The 16,893-nt window shown below is 48.9% G+C and carries 15 protein-coding genes, 8 tRNA genes and 1 rRNA gene (1 of these 24 cut by a window edge); all 24 read right to left on the bottom strand.

Translation table 11 applies throughout. The annotated features are described in order from the left end of the window. Positions 1 to 18: 18 nt before the first annotated feature. A complete protein-coding gene (gene hisIE / locus MKY75_RS00890; RefSeq protein WP_069012126.1) occupies positions 19 to 759 on the bottom strand; it encodes a bifunctional phosphoribosyl-AMP cyclohydrolase/phosphoribosyl-ATP diphosphatase HisIE in 741 nt (246 codons plus the stop codon). Further along, on the bottom strand, positions 756 to 1,514 hold the full coding sequence (gene hisF / locus MKY75_RS00885; protein ID WP_039274196.1) for an imidazole glycerol phosphate synthase subunit HisF: 759 nt from the start codon (positions 1,512 to 1,514) through the stop codon (positions 756 to 758). The genes hisIE and hisF overlap by 4 nt, the downstream gene beginning before the upstream one ends. Positions 1,515 to 1,525: 11 nt before the next feature. Beyond that, complete coding sequence (hisA, locus tag MKY75_RS00880) at positions 1,526 to 2,257, bottom strand: 1-(5-phosphoribosyl)-5-[(5-phosphoribosylamino)methylideneamino]imidazole-4-carboxamide isomerase (protein ID WP_165149360.1); 732 nt, start codon at positions 2,255 to 2,257, stop codon at positions 1,526 to 1,528. A 95-nt stretch (positions 2,258 to 2,352) separates the two neighbouring features. Beyond that, positions 2,353 to 2,982 (bottom strand): imidazole glycerol phosphate synthase subunit HisH, encoded by a 630-nt coding sequence (hisH, locus tag MKY75_RS00875; protein ID WP_029519007.1) that lies wholly within the window; start codon positions 2,980 to 2,982, stop codon positions 2,353 to 2,355. Positions 2,983 to 2,985: 3 nt separating this feature from the next. Then, the gene (hisB, locus tag MKY75_RS00870) at positions 2,986 to 3,594 is read right to left on the bottom strand and encodes an imidazoleglycerol-phosphate dehydratase HisB (RefSeq protein WP_029519009.1); all 609 of its coding nucleotides are present in this window, start codon (positions 3,592 to 3,594) and stop codon (positions 2,986 to 2,988) included. After that, on the bottom strand, positions 3,578 to 4,891 hold the full coding sequence (gene hisD / locus MKY75_RS00865) for a histidinol dehydrogenase (RefSeq protein WP_069012128.1): 1,314 nt from the start codon (positions 4,889 to 4,891) through the stop codon (positions 3,578 to 3,580). The genes hisB and hisD overlap by 17 nt, the downstream gene beginning before the upstream one ends. 69 nt (positions 4,892 to 4,960) lie before the next feature. Further along, positions 4,961 to 5,605: an ATP phosphoribosyltransferase gene (gene hisG / locus MKY75_RS00860; RefSeq protein WP_165149372.1), complete on the bottom strand. Its 645-nt coding sequence runs from the start codon at positions 5,603 to 5,605 to the stop codon at positions 4,961 to 4,963. Then, on the bottom strand, positions 5,602 to 6,807 hold the full coding sequence (locus MKY75_RS00855) for an ATP phosphoribosyltransferase regulatory subunit (RefSeq protein ID WP_165149374.1): 1,206 nt from the start codon (positions 6,805 to 6,807) through the stop codon (positions 5,602 to 5,604). Before MKY75_RS00855 ends, hisG begins: the two co-directional genes overlap by 4 nt. 231 nt (positions 6,808 to 7,038) lie before the next feature. Further along, entirely contained in the window at positions 7,039 to 8,190 is a 1,152-nt protein-coding gene (locus MKY75_RS00850; protein ID WP_165149376.1) for an acyltransferase, read from the bottom strand. Between the two features lie 147 nt (positions 8,191 to 8,337). Further along, positions 8,338 to 8,832, bottom strand: a complete 495-nt coding sequence (locus MKY75_RS00845; protein ID WP_165149378.1) for an acyltransferase — start codon at positions 8,830 to 8,832, stop codon at positions 8,338 to 8,340. Further along, positions 8,829 to 9,482 (bottom strand): pyrophosphatase PpaX, encoded by a 654-nt coding sequence (gene ppaX / locus MKY75_RS00840; protein WP_165149380.1) that lies wholly within the window; start codon positions 9,480 to 9,482, stop codon positions 8,829 to 8,831. Before ppaX ends, MKY75_RS00845 begins: the two co-directional genes overlap by 4 nt. Continuing rightward, positions 9,479 to 10,534, bottom strand: coding sequence for a prolipoprotein diacylglyceryl transferase (gene lgt / locus MKY75_RS00835; protein ID WP_165149382.1), 1,056 nt, complete (start codon positions 10,532 to 10,534; stop codon positions 9,479 to 9,481). Before lgt ends, ppaX begins: the two co-directional genes overlap by 4 nt. Before the next feature lie 43 nt (positions 10,535 to 10,577). Beyond that, positions 10,578 to 11,516, bottom strand: coding sequence for an HPr(Ser) kinase/phosphatase (hprK, locus tag MKY75_RS00830; RefSeq protein WP_029519020.1), 939 nt, complete (start codon positions 11,514 to 11,516; stop codon positions 10,578 to 10,580). A gap of 337 nt (positions 11,517 to 11,853) precedes the next feature. Then, entirely contained in the window at positions 11,854 to 12,978 is a 1,125-nt protein-coding gene (locus MKY75_RS00825; RefSeq protein WP_029519022.1) for an ABC transporter ATP-binding protein, read from the bottom strand. A 103-nt stretch (positions 12,979 to 13,081) separates the two neighbouring features. Next, positions 13,082 to 14,224 (bottom strand): PucR family transcriptional regulator, encoded by a 1,143-nt coding sequence (locus MKY75_RS00820; RefSeq protein ID WP_340883997.1) that lies wholly within the window; start codon positions 14,222 to 14,224, stop codon positions 13,082 to 13,084. A 160-nt stretch (positions 14,225 to 14,384) separates the two neighbouring features. Further along, positions 14,385 to 14,457: transfer RNA gene (locus tag MKY75_RS00815), tRNA-Lys, on the bottom strand. Between the two features lie 7 nt (positions 14,458 to 14,464). Beyond that, positions 14,465 to 14,550: transfer RNA gene (locus tag MKY75_RS00810), tRNA-Tyr, on the bottom strand. Between the two features lie 9 nt (positions 14,551 to 14,559). Continuing rightward, positions 14,560 to 14,632, bottom strand: a tRNA-Phe gene (locus MKY75_RS00805). A gap of 78 nt (positions 14,633 to 14,710) precedes the next feature. Next, positions 14,711 to 14,787 (bottom strand) — tRNA-Asp (locus MKY75_RS00800). A gap of 23 nt (positions 14,788 to 14,810) precedes the next feature. Then, positions 14,811 to 14,886 (bottom strand) — tRNA-Thr (locus tag MKY75_RS00795). 4 nt (positions 14,887 to 14,890) lie between these two features. Then, positions 14,891 to 14,966, bottom strand: a tRNA-Val gene (locus MKY75_RS00790). Between the two features lie 10 nt (positions 14,967 to 14,976). Then, a tRNA-Met gene (locus tag MKY75_RS00785) sits at positions 14,977 to 15,053 on the bottom strand. Between the two features lie 31 nt (positions 15,054 to 15,084). Next, a tRNA-Ser gene (locus MKY75_RS00780) sits at positions 15,085 to 15,176 on the bottom strand. Positions 15,177 to 15,305: 129 nt separating this feature from the next. Next, a 23S ribosomal RNA gene (locus tag MKY75_RS00775) occupies positions 15,306 to 16,893 on the bottom strand (it continues 1,338 nt past the right edge of the window).

Here is a 16,893-nt window from a genome sequence, read left to right as displayed (position 1 = left end):
ACACTACAACAAATCGTACTAATCACGACGAGGTCGTTCATGACGGCGATTCAGCTCAGCCAGCACGTGATCTAGCGGTAGCTTGCGCTCCTGCAACAGCACCAGCAGGTGATAAATCAGGTCGCTAACCTCCAGGCGCAGTTCATCATTATCTTTATTTTTGGCGGCAATGATCGTCTCGGATGCTTCTTCGCCAACCTTTTTCAAGATTTTGTCTACACCTTTATCAAAAAGATAGGTCGTATAGGCCCCTTCAGGACGTGTCTCTTCGCGCTCCTTAATAATCGCCTCCAGCTGGGCAAGTACCTCAAAGCGGTCTGCTGAAGCATTGGAAATATCATCGGTTTGATTTACCAGCGTGTGGTCTCCTGCATTTCCTGCAACAGGTGCTACAGCCGTCCCTGGCGCGGAAATATCACGGAAAAAGCAGCTCGTTGCTCCTGTATGACAGGCAGGACCGTTCGGAATGACACGTATCAACAGAGCATCACCGTCACAATCCAACTGGATGGAAGTGATTTTTTGCGTATTCCCTGAAGTAGCCCCCTTGTGCCACAGCTCCTGTCTGGAACGAGACCAGAACCAGGTCTCTCCCGACTCCAAAGACAGTTTCAGCGACTCGCGGTTCATGTAGGCCAGCGTAAGCACCTGAAGGGTGGCATCATCCTGCACAATCGCCGAGACAAGACCCACCTCATTCCAGCGGACATTATCCAGTATCTGCTCCAGAGATAGCTGTTGGTTCAATTCGTTGCTCATCGTATCTCCACTCCTCTGCGCTTCAAATCCCGTTTTAGGTCAGGGATTCCTATTTCTTTATAGTGAAAAATCGTTGCTGCTAATCCAGCATCCGCTCTGCCCGCCGTAAACACGTCATAGAAATGCTCCTGTTTGCCTGCTCCGCCAGAAGCAATAACTGGAATTCCGACGGTATCCGATACCGCAGAAGTCAGCGGCAGGTCAAAGCCGTCCTTGGTTCCGTCCGCATTCATGCTGGTCAGCAGAATCTCACCGGCTCCCAACTGTTCAGCTTCCTTGGCCCAGGCCAAGGCGCGAATACCAGATGGCGTGCGGCCTCCGTGGGTATATACTTCCCACTCGCCCCACGCCTCGTTATACTTGGCATCAATGGCAACAACGATACATTGTGAGCCAAAGCTGCGCGCACCCTCCGCAATCAGCTGAGGATTACGGACAGCCGCCGTATTTACGCCGATTTTATCAGCCCCGGCACGCAAAATGCGTTTCATATCATCGACATGAGATATCCCGCCACCTACGGTGAAAGGAATGGCTATCTCTCCGGCTGTCTGACGAACTACTTCTTCCATGGTGGCACGCCCTTCAACTGAAGCAGAAATATCCAGAAATACGATTTCATCTGCCCCTTCCCGGTCATAAAGCGCCGCCAATTCCACCGGATCACCTGCATCGCGTAGGTTCACAAAATTAACGCCCTTAACCACCCTGCCATCCTTTACATCCAAGCAGGGAATAATACGTTTAGCCAGCATGCCTACTCCCCCTATGCCTTTGCTACAGCTTGTACGGCTACCTGTAAATCAATGCTGCCTGTATACAATGCCTTACCCACAATAGCACCGCCTACACCCTCTTTCGCATAGGTGCTCAGCGTGATCAGATCGTCCATCTTGCTGACACCGCCGGAAGCGATCACGGTTCGTCCACTGCTTTTCGCAAGCGCTACGATAGCCTCCACATTCGGGCCTTGCATCATTCCGTCGCGGGAAATGTCTGTAAAAATGAACGTTTCCGCTCCCTTGGAGGCCAACTCAGCAGCCAATTCATCCGCTCGAACCTCCGAGGTTTCAAGCCATCCGCGCGTGGCCACATAGCCATTCCGTGCATCCAGACCAATGGCGATCCGATCACCGTAGGTACCCAATACCGCTTCCGTAAAAGCACGGTCCTCAATCGCTGCCGTACCCAAGATCACACGGCTCACGCCCAACGACAACAGCCGCTCCACATGTTCACGCGTACGCAAGCCGCCACCCACTTGTACAGGCACTTGCACCGCAGAAGCGATGCGCCCAATGAGCTCATCGTTCACCGGTTGGCCTGCTTTAGCACCGTCCAAATCAACCAAGTGAATGTAGGAGCCGCCCATACGCTCCCATTCTTGGGCAACCTCCACTGGGTTTTCGTTGTATATCGTCTCCTGGCTATAATCTCCTTGTACCAGTCGTACACATTTGCCATCGCGAATATCAATCGCTGGGTATATCGTGAACAAAGTATGACCCCCTTGTGAGCTATTCAACATCTATATGCCTTTACATCCATCAACAACCAAAGTTGGCGTACCCTCAACTATAGACACATGAATCGTTACGCTCGCTTTTCCGCTTCCGCCAGTTCCAAAAACTGTCGAAGCAACCGCATCCCCATTTCCCCGCTTTTCTCCGGGTGGAACTGCATGCCATATACATGGCCTCTGCCCACGATAGCCGTTACGGGCCCACCGTAGTCAGTCACCGCCAGTAGGTCACTTTCGGCCTCCGGCTTCGCATGATAGGAATGTACGAAATACACATGTCCTTCCTCCAAGCCCTGTAACAACGGGTGGTTCGGCTGAGTCATACGCAGACGATTCCAGCCCATATGCGGCACTTTAACCCCCAGATCAGGAGCAAACCGAACGACCTCACCTGGTAAGATATTAAGCCCTTCGTGACTGCCGTATTCTTCACCACGAGTGAACAACAGTTGCATTCCTAGACAAACACCGAGCAGTGGTTGTCCAGCGCTTGCAACCTCCTGAATCACCCGATCCAATCCGCTGGAACGTAAATGCTCCATAGCATCCCCGAATGCCCCTACACCCGGCAAAATCACACCGCTGGAGGAACGAATCACTTGGGCATCTCCCGTTACTACAGCCTCATAGCCAAGACGCTCAACTGCCTTGCTCACACTATGCAGATTGCCTCTGCCGTAATCCACAATGGCAATGGACATGGGCTACAGCACTCCCTTCGTTGAAGGCACTCCCGTCACCCGTGGATCAATGGATGTCGCTTCATCCAGTGCACGTCCCAGCGCTTTGAACACCGCCTCAATCATATGGTGGGTATTTTGCCCGTAGTGAACGATGACGTGTAGCGTCATGCGAGCCTCCAACGCAAATTTCCACAGAAATTCATGCACCAGCTCTGTCGAAAAGCTCCCTACCTGCTGTGATGGATACTCCGCACGATACTCAAAATGAGGTCGGTTACTCAGATCAATGACAACCTGTGCGAGCGCCTCATCCATTGGTACAAAGACGCTGGCATAGCGCTTAATTCCTTTTTTATCACCCAATGCTTCCAGCAAGGTCTGTCCCAGACAAATACCAATATCCTCTACGGTATGATGATCGTCGATATCCACATCCCCTCTGGCCTGCACATTCAGATCAAAGTGTCCGTGCTTGGTGAACAAGTCCAGCATGTGATTCAGAAAAGGAACATCCGTTTCAATCTCAGCTTGCCCTGTGCCGTCTACTGCAAAAGATAGCTGAATGTCCGTTTCGTTCGTCTTTCGGCTGACGCTGCCTGTACGTCCTGCTACGTTATTTTCGTTCCCCATCGCCATCCACCGCCTTCTTTTCATTGTCCAATCGAACTTGTATCGCCCGTGCGTGACCTTCCAGTCCTTCATGGCGGGCAAGCTGCATAATCGTCTCACCATTGCGCAGTAGCGCTTCTTTGCTGTAATAGATCATACTCGACTTCTTGATAAAATCATCAACATCCACTGGCGAGGAAAAACGTGCCGTTCCATTCGTCGGAATAATGTGGTTAGGTCCGGCAAAATAATCGCCTACTGGCTCCGAGCTGTACGCTCCCAGGAAAATAGCTCCCGCGTTTTCGATCAGACCTACATGCTCCATCGGCTGCTCTGTCATAATTTCCAAATGTTCTGGTGCCAGTCGGTTTACAATATGGATGCCCTCTTCCAAAGTGTCGACGACAATGATAGCCCCGTATGCCTCCACCGATGCAGCAGCAATATCTCTGCGCGGTAGCTCTGCCAATTGGCGCTGTACTTCAGCTGATACTTCTTCGGCCAAGCGTTGCGAGGGCGTAACCAGTATGGCTGAGGCCATCTCGTCATGTTCCGCCTGTGAAAGCAGGTCAGCCGCTACATATGAGGCATTCGCCGTGTCGTCAGCCAACACGACAATTTCACTTGGTCCAGCTATACTGTCGATATCCACCGCGCCGTACACCTCGCGCTTCGCCAGCGCTACATAAATGTTACCGGGACCGCAAATTTTATCGACTGGTTCAATGCTATGTGTTCCGTAAGCGAGGGAAGCAATCGCTTGCGCTCCGCCAACCCTATATATTTCCGTTACACCAGCCTCTGCCGCAGCTACCAGTGTATATGGATCTATCCCTGCCTTGCCGCCTGTCGCCGGGGGTGTCACCATGACAATCTCAGGTACACCAGCCACCTGAGCGGGAATGACATTCATCAGCACAGAGGATGGATAGGCCGCTTTACCGCCCGGAACATACACGCCTACACGTTTCAACGGTCGGATAATTTGGCCGAGCAAGCTACCGTCTGGCTGTAAATCCATCCACGAATTACGTTTTTGCTTCATGTGAAAAGCACGGATATTATCCGCCGCTTCTCGAATCGCCTGTAAAAAAGAAGGCTCTACCTTGTCATATGCCGCCTTCAATTCTTCCTCCGTCACACGAAGTTGCTCTGCGATCAGCGATACACCATCAAACGATTGCGTATACCGCAGGACAGCCTCATCCCCCTCTTGGCGTACCGACTGAATAATGGTACGCACAGCCTCATTTTGCTCAGGTGTGCCGTAATCCACCTCCCGTTGGAGACTGAAATCACGGGCTGATACAATCTTCATTTGTCCATTCCCCCTTACTTGCAGCTTGCAGAATGCTCCTTTAACCCTTGGCTTATTCCTTTAGTTGATTTACTCCCGGGGTGCCACCGCATTGGGAATCACCTGATGCAATCGATCACACAAAGCCTGAATCGAGCTGTTTTTCATCCGGTAGCTGACCCGATTGGCAATCAGACGACTGGTAATATCCAGTATGCTGATCTGCTCGACCAATCCATTCTCCTGCAAGGTCTGCCCCGTCTCTACCATATCAACAATGCGGTCTGCCAGGCCAATTAACGGCGCCAGCTCAATGGAGCCATTCAGCTTAATAACCTCCACCTGTTGGCCTTGCTCCCGAAAATACTGGGAAGCCACATTCGGATACTTTGTAGCGACCCGCTGACGAATACCTGGCTGCCAATCTGGTAAAGCAATCACTGACATCCGACAACGGGCAATCCCCAGATCCAGCAGTTCATACACATCCTTGTTTTCTTCCAGCAAAACATCCTTGCCCACAATGCCGATGTCCGCCGCCCCGTACTCCACATACGTAGGAACATCGACGGGCTTCGCCATAATAAATTCCATGCCTAGCTCAGGCAGTGGAATGACCAGCTTGCGCGTTTCGTCCACATCCAGTGGAATTGGAACCCCCGCCTGGCGAAATAGCTCAGAAGCCTGCTTATAAATCCGTCCCTTGGGCATGGCTACCTTCAATGTTTCCGTCATGGCAATTCCCTCCTTTGTACTGGCTGTCTTCCTTCAGCTGTATAGCTGTATACCTCTGCATACAAGCCCTGCTGCTCACGACGTCGGTCTTCCGGTCCGCCCGTGAGTCCTGTCACCACAGTAAGACCTGTTGCGCGTAGCTGTGCGGCTGCGGATAACGCCTCTTGGCGTCCCTGTTCGTCATAACGGATAAGTACAGGAAGCTTCGTCTCCATTTGGATACCATCCACACCATCGACGATCCGGTTTGTCTTCAATGCAAATCCCGTTGCAGGTACGGATCGACCAAACTGCTGAAGCAGATTGTCATAGCGACCCCCGTTGCATACCGGGAACCCAATCTCCGCCGCATAGCCCTCAAAAGTCATTCCTGTATAATATGAAAAATCCCCGATCATGGTAAGGTCGATTAACACATGCTCAGATACGCCGTATGCCTCCAGTACTTCCCACACCTCGCACAAATGTGCAATGGATCGAATCGTCTGCTGCTCCACACTAAGACGGGTAGCCTGGTCACAAATTTCTTTTCCACCGCGCAACCGAAGAATAGCTTCCAGCTTATCCCGATGTTCGGGAGCCAAGCCCAAAGCTTCAATCGCTGTTCGGTAGCCCACTACATCACGACTGAGCAACAGTTCCTTTAGCGCTTGTTGTTCAGCCTGACGGCCTGGAATGATTTCCTCAAATAAGCCGTTCAGAAATCCCACATGTCCCATGGCAATTTTAAAAGAGGCCACTCCTGCCGCCTGTAATGATGCAATAGCCAATGCTACAACTTCTGCATCAGCCTCAGGCGAATCATCACCTACCAGCTCCACACCTGTCTGAAAAAACTCCGCTTCTCTTCCTGCCTCTTCCTCAATCGCCCGAAATACATTTGCGTGGTAGGAAAGTCGGAGTGGTACTTCCTCTTCCTTTAGCAGCGAAGATACCACCCGCGCAATGGGAGCGGTCATATCCGATCGCAGCACCAACGTGGTTCCCCGGTTATTGAGTAATTTAAACAGCTTTCGATCGGAAGTAGAACTAGCCACTCCCACCGTATCGTAGTATTCCATCGTAGGCGTCATAATCTGGCGGTAACCCCAGCGCTCCATGCATTCGAGTACATTCAGTTCAATGGCCCGCAGCTTCGACACTGCACGTGGAAGATAATCTCGAACCCCTACAGGGATTTCGAATCCTTTTGGCTTAGACATCTCTATCACCTCATGATTTCACAATATCTTTATCATGGTAAAGTGCTAACAAACTAAAGTATATTCGATATATTATCATGCTCTACTTGTGAACGTCAACCGAACGGAGCAGCCCTTTTTTACAGATCCGCCAAGCCGCTGCCCCTTTCTATATTTTATCCAATGCAAAATACACGAATCCTAAAAAAAAGACTGCCAGCCTTAAGCCAACAGTCCAATCAATCAAAATATTTAGCTATTCATTTGTTCATCTTTACTCCGGGAAGAAAACTTCGGAACCGTGCCCAAACCGATCCATGCAAATGGTACATATCGAAAACACAACGTCACAATCAACCATGAGCCAAACAACGCCAACAACCATCCACCCGCAACAGAGAAGATATATTCTACTGGCGTTCCGTGCAAATCCAGCTTGCGATATACTCTCAATAACGCCGGGTGAAGTAAATAAATGCCGAATGAGCATGAGCCCAGCCAGCTGATTAACATTCGCAGCCTATCGTTAGCATGACGATATAATAAAACCGAGAACTGAAACAGCACCAGCGCTGAGACGAGGGCATATGCATTATGGAGCAGTTCATAGATCAGCGAGTCTGCATAGATGGCTTCGCGATATGCTACAAACCATATTTGTACATATGCTATACCCAGGAGTAGCCAAGCCACCCACAAGCCCCACCAACTGATCAACTGTCCGCGTCTAATTACTGTACCTGACACCGGAAAAAGCCACTTTTTAAACCCTTCATATCCAATCGCTACAGCTGCGCCCAAGGCAAAATAACTGATATACGTAATCGCGAGACTTCCTCTTTCCTCTTGCCAAACATATTTGTTCAGCAATACAAACCCCCATTGAATGACTAACCCTACTGCCAAAATGATACAGGCTACTCTCCGTGGACTCGATATCCAATGACATAAGCGCTGCACTCCCCACAACAACAGTGGGAAGACCAAATAAAATTGGATAATGATGATGACATAATACAAATGCGTGTACGCCTTTCCCGTTAACAGCACGAGCGGAAGATCACTGAGCGGCATCAACCCGCGTGTTACCAAGGTCAAATAATACACAAGAGAAAACAAAACGTACGGTAACACAATAAACATCAGTCTTTTTCGAAAGAATATAAGCATATTCTTACCACGAAGCGGCCTATCGACATAATTGTAAAATAAAACAAACCCGCTCACAAAAATAAATACTGGCACCGCAAAGCTACTAAACATATTTAAAAATAGAAAAGGGTAAAACAATAGAGAATGGCGCGCATCAATTAAAGCCATTGAAGTCGCATGAATGGTAACAACGGCTGCAATTAATATTCCCCGGTAAACATCAAGCTCTGGTATACGTTCTTTTTTGACCAAATCAACACGCTCCCATATCGCTTTGCAAATATGTCTGTTATCAATTTTTAAACATAATTAACATGCATTACCCCACTTATTATACAGAAAAACAACAATAAGGAAGACCCCTTAATACATAAGGGGTCTTCCTTATTGTGCTATTTCCTACTCATCCACACCAGAGCGTCTTAAATCACGCAACGGATTGCCACCTACAAATGCACCTGCGGGCACGTCTTTATGCACGACCGCTCCGGCTGCTACGATAGCTCCGTCACCGATGGTGACACCCGGCAAAATGGTTGTGTTGGCGCCGATCAGCACATGATCACCAATCACCACTTTACCGATACGATACTCTTGTATGAGGTATTCGTGAGCCAGTATCGTTGTGTTATATCCAATGACCGAATTGTTCCCTATCGTAATATGCTCCGGAAAAAAAACATCCACCATCACCATCAGGCCGAAGGCCGCATGTTGCCCCACCTTCATCCCCAGCACTCTGCGGTAAATGACGTTTTTCAGAGAAAGCACAGGACAATACCGGGCAATCTGTATAAAAATAAAGTTCTTAATGCCTTTCCAGCGGCTCACCGTCCGATAAATCTGCCACAACGCATTGGGACCTTCTACAGGATAGCGGTTCACCTTTCTCACGATACATTGACACCTTGAAGCTCCAGCTTCAGCAAATCCCGCATATCATGCAACATGTAGTCAGGCCCATATCCGCGCAGAGTTTCCTCGCCCTTGAGCGACCAAGCTACACCAGCCGATTTCACACCTGCTGCCTGAGCTGACAAAATATCAAAAGAACTGTCTCCGACCATCAATGTGTGCTCTGCTTCAGCATTCAAACCTGTCAAGGCCTTGAGCACTGGTTCAGCGTGTGGCTTTGGATGTTCCACATCGTCTACCGTCACAATATAGTCCATTGAGGAAGTCAGATTGAACAGATTAAGTACACGTATCGTGGATGGTCGTATTTTGGTTGTCACAACCCCCAGCTTAATCCCTCTCGCACGCAACTCCTGAATAACCTCAATGACATATGGAAATGGCTTCACCATTTGATCATGATGAATCTGATTATAAGCACGGTAGTCCTTAACCAACCCAGATACATCCGTTAATCCCGAAAAAGTACGGAGTTGATCGTCCAGCGTTCCACCCATATGAGGAATAATATGCTCCCGCGTCAGCGGATCAGCATCCGGATGATTCAAAATGTGTAGAAATGTGCTGATGATCAGCTCATTCGTATCCATGATGGTGCCGTCTAAATCAAACAAAATCGTATTTATCATAGATGCTCCTTCTTGTCCTCGTCCGTGTCTTCCTTAGGTAGCTTATCCGCCGTAGCTGTTGGAGGAACCGCGTCCTGTCCTGGACGGGATACCTGCTCTGGCATCACGTCAGGTACCTGATCAATCCCCGCTTTGCTGGAGATAATCGGATCGCTATAACGAGCAACAGATGTACCCTTCCGGCGACGAACCAAAATGAAAATCACGGCAGCTACAACAATAAAGATAGGCAGCAATTGCGAGATCCGCACATTACCGTAACTCGGGTCCAGATGCCCTGGTTCAAACCCTAGCCACACCATAGGAGACCACAAAGCATTCACAAAAGAAGCCAGCCAATCCGGTCCCTGAAAAGCCAAACTGTCCGTCCGTACACGCTCGATGAAGAAACGGCCGATTGAGTACCAAATGAAGTAAAATGCAAACACTTCGCCTGCACGCACAAATTTCATACGACGAATGACGAGCAGCAAAATCACACCTACAATACTCCACAGTGATTCATATAAAAATGTAGGGTGATGGAACACCCCGTTAACGTTCATCTGATTCACAATGAAATCCGGCAGATGGAGCTGATTTCGCAAGAATGTCTCTTCCGTCGGTCCACCGTAGGCTTCCTGATTGACAAAATTACCCCAGCGTCCAATCGCTTGACCGATCAGTAGGCCTGGTGCACAAATATCAGCGATACGCCAGAAGGTATACCCTTTATACCGGAAATAAATAACCGCACATATAATGGCCCCGATCAAGGCACCGTATATCGCAATACCGCCATTCCAAATTTTAAAAACATCCCATAGATTATCTCGGTAGTCTTCCCATTTGAAGGCTACATAATAAATACGCGCTCCAATAATAGCTGAGGGAACACCCAGAAGCAGCATATCCATAAAAAAATCCTGCGGAATACCGAATTTTTTCCCTTCACGGATGGCAAGATATAAACCCACAAGCGCCGCCAGCCCCAAAATAAGCCCATACCAGTGGACCTTGATTGCCCCGATTGAAAAAGCGATCGGATTCAGCAGTAATGTTGCCGTTGACATATGTTTCTCTCACTCCTCGTTCTTCCTTGCAAACGAACAAACCTTAATCCATCTCTTCCATATCTTCAGAAATTGTAGCAGTCAGCTTGTTTGTAAATTGCAGGGCTGCATTAACACCCATTTGTTTCAAACGATAGTTCATCGCCGCCACCTCGATAATAACAGCCAAGTTTCGGCCCGGACGAACTGGAATCGTAACCAGTGGAACATCTGTATCAATAATGCGTGTCGTTTCCTCATCAAGACCAAGACGGTCATACTGCTTGTCCTGCTGCCATGCCTCCAGACGAACAACCAATGTAATCCGTTTGTTATTACGAACTGCACCGGCCCCAAACAGCGTCATCACATTAATAATGCCCACGCCACGAATTTCCAACAGGTGACGGATCAGCTCAGGTGCTGTACCATGCAGCTGAAAATCGGACGTTTGCCGAATTTCTACCGCGTCATCTGCTACCAAGCGATGTCCACGTTTAACCAGTTCCAGTGCCGTTTCACTTTTACCAATTCCACTACTTCCTGTGATAAGCATTCCCACGCCATACACGTCACACAGTACACCATGAATAGTTGCTGTAGGAGCCAGCTTTCTTTCGAGAAAGCCTGTGATGCGGCTTGATAAAATCGTCGTCGCCATATTAGTGCGCAGTACAGGAATATCTCGCTCTGCGCTCGCCTCCACTAACTCAGCCGGTACCTCTAGACCACGTGTGACGATAATGCATGGAGTCAGCTCTGTACACAGACGCTCCATCCGATCCCGGCGTTCCTCAGGAGGAAGCATTCCCAGAAAAGCCAACTCAGACCTTCCCAGAAGCTGTACCCGCTCTTGTGTATGATATTCAAAATACCCGGCCATCTCCAGACCTGGGCGATTTAAATCGTCCACTGTGATCAGTCTTCGCAGACCTTTTTCACCGGAAATAACTTCCATTTGAAACTGCTGTACAAGCTCGGATACCTTTACCTGTTTAGCCATTTTATTCTCCCCTTCATCTGCAAAACCAGATTCTATACGTCACTTGATTTATGTAGCTTTACCCTATTAACCATACAACCCAACGCCAGTCTATCCTGCGCCAATGCACACTCCACTTGATTTAACATATGGTTCCAGGCTAGCTCCATTCCGCCAGCTGGGTTGATCCCATCTAGGACTCCTGCCAACGAACCTACATCTAGACCTGTCCATTGTACCCATCGTATCGGAATTTTCCAATGAATGCAATGCCGAAGCTAGTAGCCGTATGCGATATATAAAAAGAGTCGCAGTTCTCCGCTCGGGGAAAACTGCGACTCTCTTCCAGAGGCAAATTTTATTCGCCAACCAGAACACTCAATTCCGATTCCTTATCAAAAATATGAACCTTGTTCATATCAACAGCCAACTTCGCTTTGACACCATCACGAGTATTGGAGCGTCCGTCTACACGGGCAATAATCGTATCATTTCCAGCACCGCTCAGGTACAACAGCATTTCATGACCGAGGTTTTCCGTTACATCCACAGTGGATGTAAAGATCGTATTCGGAGAAGCCTCCAAGAATACAGGCTCTTCATGAATATCCTCAGGACGGATACCCAAGATCACTTCTTTCCCGATATAGCCCTTCGCTTTTAAAATCTGTCCTTTACCTTCTGGTACAAACAGATCCAGACCCGGCGCAGCAAAATGCAATGCACCTTCTTTTTCAACCAGCTTACCTGTGATAAAGTTCATCGTAGGAGAGCCGATAAAACCAGCTACGAACAGATTCACTGGACGGTTGTACAGTTCATCTGGGGATGCAGCTTGTTGGATAATACCATCCTTCATAACTACAATCCGGTCACCCATCGTCATGGCTTCGACCTGGTCATGGGTTACGTAGATAACAGTCGTTTCCAGACGCTTAGCCAGCTTCGTGATTTCCGCACGCATCTGACCACGCAGCTTGGCATCCAAGTTGGACAGTGGCTCATCCATCAAGAACACTTGCGGGTCACGCACAATCGCACGTCCCAAGGCAACACGCTGGCGTTGACCACCTGATAACGCTTTCGGCTTGCGGTCCAGCAGATGCTCAATATCAAGGATTTTAGCCGCTTCACGTACACGTTTGTCAATTTCTTCTTTCTTCACCTTACGGAGTTTCAGACCAAAAGCCATGTTTTGATATACATTCATATGCGGATACAAGGCATAGGATTGGAATACCATCGCGATATCGCGGTCCTTTGGAGCCACGTCGTTCACAACACGATCTCCAATGTACAATTTACCGTCTGAAATTTCCTCTAGACCAGCGATCATACGGAGCGTAGTAGATTTACCACAACCGGAAGGACCAACCAACACGAGAAACTCTTTATCTTGAATGTCCAAATTGACATCAACAACCGTAGCTTTATCTGCACCCGGATATTTTTTGAAAATATGCTCTAAACGTACACCAGCCATAGCTTTTGCCTCCCTAAGATCAAGTTATGAAATCGAATACATTTCTTACTTGTATCTTATCCTAGTCCCCGTAGCATGGCTATTCGCAAACTGCACAAAAATGCTATTTCCTTTTTGTCACTTTGTACAATAGAAGATAGAGCTTGACTAAAACCGCATCATTAAACGTCCGCACGTCCAATCCAGTCTCCTGTTTGATCTTGTCCAAACGGTAAATCAACGTATTTCGATGCACATATAGACGCTTAGCTGTCTCACTCACATTACAATCCAGTTGAAAAAAGATGTCTAATGTGGCCATCGTTTCTGAGTCTTCTAGTATGACAGATGACTTCATTACCTGCTCTAAAAATAATACGCGTTGTTCCTTGGAAATGCGGTTTAACAGCCTTTCCAAATGAAGCTCCCATGAAAAGTGGATGTGCTCTGTTACATGAAAAATCTTGCCCAAATGTATAGTCTCCCATAACAAATTCAGCTCTTGGGGAAGACTTTGCAAAGGGATTGAAGGCTTAGAAACCGCCAAATGGAATACACCCACCCACTCATTCGCAATAAGCTCATATAGACCCAAGCTAAAAGCCGTGAGAACCTCCTCCAACGATTCCGTAAAATCTGCATCCCTGGACTCAGTGTCTTTATCCCGTTCATCGTCCGCTCCTAATAAAAGCTCCTTTTTAGCCATAATCAGCCAAGACTGTTTGTCCAATGGAGTAAGCAGCACATCCCCTCCAAAATAGCTCGCGAACAATCGATGGAGCTGGGTATAAGTAATAGCCCCCTCCTGTGTTCCCTCGCCATTCAGTAAAATCGGAACCATACACGCTGATAGCGAATCACGAAGCTGCAATTCATCTGGAACCTCTTCTTCCTTGTTTAGATTGGCAGCCTGCTGTATAAGCCATTGTCCATAACGATTCATGCGCTCTTCCTCGCTATAAACCGGGTTATCCGACAATTGTGGACCGTTCTGCCAGACCTGCTCCATGTTCCCCAATAGCGCTTCTACCAGTTTCCGTTCTCGATCCGTCAAATATCTGGCCTCTACCACAAATGCAGCCAGTTCACCTGCCGACGCACGAAATGGAAAATGTAACTTGTTGTCACGGACAAACGATCTATCCGGAATAACTGAATCGGCTGTCTCTCCCTCTGCCATCATTTCCGGGCACCAAGGCACTATGGTAAAAGGCGCTTGAATAATATTCTGAAGCTGTTGCTGAATCCATTCTGTATCCAGAGTCACGCGATCACCACTTCACTTTTTTTTAGAATATAGAATAAGCACTAAGCGAACATAATGAACTCATTATAACCTGTCGATACCGTAAAATAAAAAAGCTATATAAAAACATAACTTAAAACAATACAAAAAAAGCCATCAACCTATAGTTGATGACTTCTGATGAGCCATGAAGGACTCGAACCTTCGACACCCTGATTAAAAGTCAGGTGCTCTACCAACTGAGCTAATGGCTCGTAAAACTGGTGGAGGATGATGGATTCGAACCACCGAACCCGTAAGGGAGCAGATTTACAGTCTGATGCGTTTGGCCACTTCGCTAATCCTCCATATAAAGGTGGCTCGGGACGGAATCGAACCGCCGACACGAGGATTTTCAGTCCTCTGCTCTACCGACTGAGCTACCGAGCCATATCCATTAACAAAAAAATAAAGTGCGGAGGGATACCCCTTCCCACTTTAGTACGGTAAAACTATTGAATTGAAAAATGGCGGAACTGACGGGATTCGAACCCGCGATCTCCTGCGTGACAGGCAGGCATGTTAGGCCTCTACACCACAGTTCCCTGGATTTTTCAAAATTCAAAAATGGTGCCGGCGAGAGGACTTGAACCCCCAACCTACTGATTACAAGTCAGTTGCTCTACCAGTTGAGCTACACCGGCACAATGGTGGAGGCTGAGGGGATCGAACCCCCGACCCTCTGCTTGTAAGGCAGATGCTCTCCCAGCTGAGCTAAGCCTCCTGGGTATGTATGGTAGCGGCGGAGGGGATCGAACCCCCGACCTCACGGGTATGAACCGTACGCTCTAGCCAGCTGAGCTACACCGCCATAACATAATATTTCGCTAGCTTGTCCTAAATGGCGGAGAGAGAGGGATTCGAACCCTCGCACCACTTTCGCAGTCTAACCCCTTAGCAGAGGGTCCCCTTATAGCCACTTGGGTATCTCTCCATATAAATGGACTCACTTAGCAAAACTCCGCAAGTTATTCTGTATCTCAACAAAGTGATTTGGAATATCAAGCGCAATTTCAAGGTTACACCCTGAAAACTGGATCCGAAACTCATTTGCGTTTTATTTTAGGATAAGCCCTCGACCGATTAGTATTGGTCAGCTCCATGCATTACTGCACTTCCACCCCCAACCTATCTACCTCGTCGTCTTCAAGGGGTCTTACATACTGGGAAATCTCATCTTGAGGGGGGCTTCACGCTTAGATGCTTTCAGCGCTTATCCCTTCCGTACATAGCTACCCAGCGGTGCTCCTGGCGGAACAACTGGTACACCAGCGGTACGTCCATCCCGGTCCTCTCGTACTAAGGACAGCTCCTCTCAAATTTCCTACGCCCACGACAGATAGGGACCGAACTGTCTCACGACGTTCTGAACCCAGCTCGCGTACCGCTTTAATGGGCGAACAGCCCAACCCTTGGGACCTACTTCAGCCCCAGGATGCGATGAGCCGACATCGAGGTGCCAAACCTCCCCGTCGATGTGGACTCTTGGGGGAGATAAGCCTGTTATCCCCAGGGTAGCTTTTATCCGTTGAGCGATGGCCCTTCCATGCGGTACCACCGGATCACTAAGCCCGACTTTCGTCCCTGCTCGACTTGTAGGTCTCGCAGTCAAGCTCCCTTCTGCCTTTGCACTCTTCGAATGATTTCCAACCATTCTGAGGGAACCTTGGGGCGCCTCCGTTACTCTTTAGGAGGCGACCGCCCCAGTCAAACTGCCCACCTGACACTGTCCTCGCACCGGTTCACGGTACCAAGTTAGAACCTAGATACGATCAGGGTGGTATCCCAAGGATGCCTCCCTTCAAGCTGGCGCTCAAAGTTCTACGGCTCCCACCTATCCTGTACAGATCGTACCCAAATTCAATATCAAGCTGCAGTAAAGCTCCATGGGGTCTTTCCGTCTTGTCGCGGGTAACCTGCATCTTCACAGGTATTAAAATTTCACCGGATCTCTCGTTGAGACAGCGCCCAAGTCGTTACGCCATTCGTGCGGGTCAGAATTTACCTGACAAGGAATTTCGCTACCTTAGGACCGTTATAGTTACGGCCGCCGTTTACTGGGGCTTCGGTTCATAGCTTCGCCCGAAGGCTTACCACTCCCCTTAACCTTCCAGCACCGGGCAGGCGTCAGCCCGTATACTTCGCCTTGCGGCTTCGCACAGACCTGTGTTTTTGCTAAACAGTCGCTTGGGCCTTTTCACTGCGGCCCCCTCGGGCTATTCACCCTACCGAGGCACCCCTTCTCCCGAAGTTACGGGGTCATTTTGCCGAGTTCCTTAACGAGAGTTCTTCCGCGCGCCTTAGAATTCTCTTCTCGCCTACCTGTGTCGGTTTGCGGTACGGGCACCTTCTCCTGGCTAGAGGCTTTTCTTGGCAGTCTGAGATCATGACCTTCGCTACTACAATTTTCGCTCCCCATCACAGCCCAGCCTTAACGATGTGCGGATTTGCCTACACACCAGCCTCACTGCTTAGACGGACATCCATCCGTCCGCGTCACTACCCTACTGCGTCACCCCATCGCTCATAACGGATTACGGTGGTACAGGAATTTCGACCTGTTGTCCTTCGACTACGCCTATCGGCCTCGCCTTAGGTCCCGACTTACCCTGAGCGGACGAACCTTCCTCAGGAACCCTTAGGCTTTCGGC

Source organism: Paenibacillus sp. FSL L8-0663 (assembly GCF_038008125.1).
Lineage (GTDB): Bacteria > Bacillota > Bacilli > Paenibacillales > Paenibacillaceae > Paenibacillus > Paenibacillus polymyxa_D.
The sequence above is the reverse complement of the archived record's forward strand: the minus strand, read 5'-3'. Positions and strand labels throughout refer to the sequence as shown.

What these genes read in the sequence shown, in the direction of transcription:
- hisIE (WP_069012126.1), bottom strand. Translation starts at nt 759, where the DNA reads ATGAGCAACGAATTGAACCAACAGCTATCTCTGGAGCAGATACTGGAT.
- hisF (WP_039274196.1), bottom strand. Translation starts at nt 1,514, where the DNA reads ATGCTGGCTAAACGTATTATTCCCTGCTTGGATGTAAAGGATGGCAGG.
- hisH (WP_029519007.1), bottom strand. Translation starts at nt 2,982, where the DNA reads ATGTCCATTGCCATTGTGGATTACGGCAGAGGCAATCTGCATAGTGTG.
- hisB (WP_029519009.1), bottom strand. Translation starts at nt 3,594, where the DNA reads ATGGGGAACGAAAATAACGTAGCAGGACGTACAGGCAGCGTCAGCCGA.
- hisD (WP_069012128.1), bottom strand. Translation starts at nt 4,891, where the DNA reads ATGAAGATTGTATCAGCCCGTGATTTCAGTCTCCAACGGGAGGTGGAT.
- hisG (WP_165149372.1), bottom strand. Translation starts at nt 5,605, where the DNA reads ATGACGGAAACATTGAAGGTAGCCATGCCCAAGGGACGGATTTATAAG.
- MKY75_RS00855 (WP_165149374.1), bottom strand. Translation starts at nt 6,807, where the DNA reads ATGTCTAAGCCAAAAGGATTCGAAATCCCTGTAGGGGTTCGAGATTAT.
- ppaX (WP_165149380.1), bottom strand. Translation starts at nt 9,482, where the DNA reads ATGATAAATACGATTTTGTTTGATTTAGACGGCACCATCATGGATACG.
- lgt (WP_165149382.1), bottom strand. Translation starts at nt 10,534, where the DNA reads ATGTCAACGGCAACATTACTGCTGAATCCGATCGCTTTTTCAATCGGG.
- hprK (WP_029519020.1), bottom strand. Translation starts at nt 11,516, where the DNA reads ATGGCTAAACAGGTAAAGGTATCCGAGCTTGTACAGCAGTTTCAAATG.
- MKY75_RS00825 (WP_029519022.1), bottom strand. Translation starts at nt 12,978, where the DNA reads ATGGCTGGTGTACGTTTAGAGCATATTTTCAAAAAATATCCGGGTGCA.